This window comes from Psychrobacter sp. Rd 27.2, from assembly GCF_001921755.1.
Classification (GTDB): Bacteria; Pseudomonadota; Gammaproteobacteria; order Pseudomonadales; family Moraxellaceae; genus Psychrobacter; species Psychrobacter celer.
The window spans coordinates 1-1,331 of record NZ_MRYB01000027.1 but is presented as its reverse complement, the minus strand read 5'-3'; the positions used below and the strand labels follow the sequence as shown (position 1 = coordinate 1,331).

At 41.5% G+C, this 1,331-nt stretch carries 1 protein-coding gene; it reads right to left on the bottom strand.

What is annotated here, in order from left to right:
• Window positions 1-70 precede the first annotated feature (70 nt).
• Window positions 71-1,290 (bottom strand): IS3 family transposase gene (locus BTV99_RS12405; protein ID WP_372046648.1). Its coding sequence is split into 2 segments (ribosomal slippage): window positions 71-925 and window positions 928-1,290, totalling 1,218 coding nucleotides; the frame shifts between segments, so codons are not numbered across the junction.
• Window positions 1,291-1,331 lie beyond the last annotated feature (41 nt).

Below are 1,331 nucleotides of genomic sequence, written 5' to 3'. Positions count from 1 at the left end.
TGTCTCGTCCTAAAATAGATTGATAGTTTTTTTGCTAAGTCAGATACCTTATGTATCTGGCTTTTTTACATTAAGCAGGACATAAATAGCTATCATGTACCTCAGCAGGTGTTCTCATATTTAAGCTTAAATGCGGTCTAACATGATTATAGACATAAACAGACTCATCAATCAGCTGTTTAAGCTCACTTATCGTATTGCATTCATACAACAAGAACTCATTCTTTAAAATACCATTGACTCGCTCAGCCAACGCATTTTGATAACAATCATAACCATCGGTCATCGACGGTGTGATGTTGTTTAATCTAAGTACCTCTTGATACTCTGATGCACAGTACTGAAGACCTCTATCAGAGTGATGAATGGCTTTATGAGTATAAGAACGTCTTTTAGCTGCCATCTTGAGCGCTTTTACCACTTCAGCTGCTGGCATACTCTCACTTAAATGATACCCCATGATCTGTCTTGAATAAGCGTCTGTCACTAAAGATAGGTAGTGGATTCCTTGTTTGGACGTGACATAAGTAATATCAGCGACCAGTGTTTGTTCAGGCCTGATAGGTGCAGGGGCATCTTTGATTAAATTAGCATGCTTTTTCATCCAGTGCTTACTAAAGGTCGTTTTTGTATAGCTACGTTTAGGTAGCACTAACAAGCGGTGTGCTCTTAAGTAATCAAAGAAGCCATCACGGCCCATCTTTATGCCATGAGCCATCAGTTTCGGTTTAATCAGCCAGTATAACTTACGCCCACCTATGCGAGGCATGAGCATTCGATATGCGTGTACCCAGTCTTTGATGACTGTGAACCTGCTCACTTTTTCCTGTGACCGAGTACGGTGTTGATATACCGCTTGCGGGCTCACACCAAGTAGACGGCATCCTTGAGCTAGACTTATTTGTTTGTCTTCTTTGAGTTGCCAGAGGATGCCGTAGAAGACTTTTTTCTAGTAGGTGCTCCATAGTCACTTTCAAAGACGTCAACAACCTTACTTAAAATAAGGTTATGTGCTTTGGCATCCGCCAACTCACGCTCTAGACGTTTGATGGTTTGCACTGGGGTTTCTTTATGCGGCATAGTCTGACTCTTAGGGGGATGGGTCCAGTCTAATTTACCATGCTTACGCAGCCATACCAATACGGTACTGCGTCCTTGTATGCCATAAATTGATTGTGCTTGTTTGTAGGTCATGTCGCCTTTTTCTACACTGTCAACGACGGCGAGTTTAAAGCCTAGTGTGTAATCTTTTTGAGTGCGCTTAACCTTTGCTATTGCTAACTTGTCCATAAATAAGTCCCTTTTTCGTAAACTTATTTTAGGACGGGACA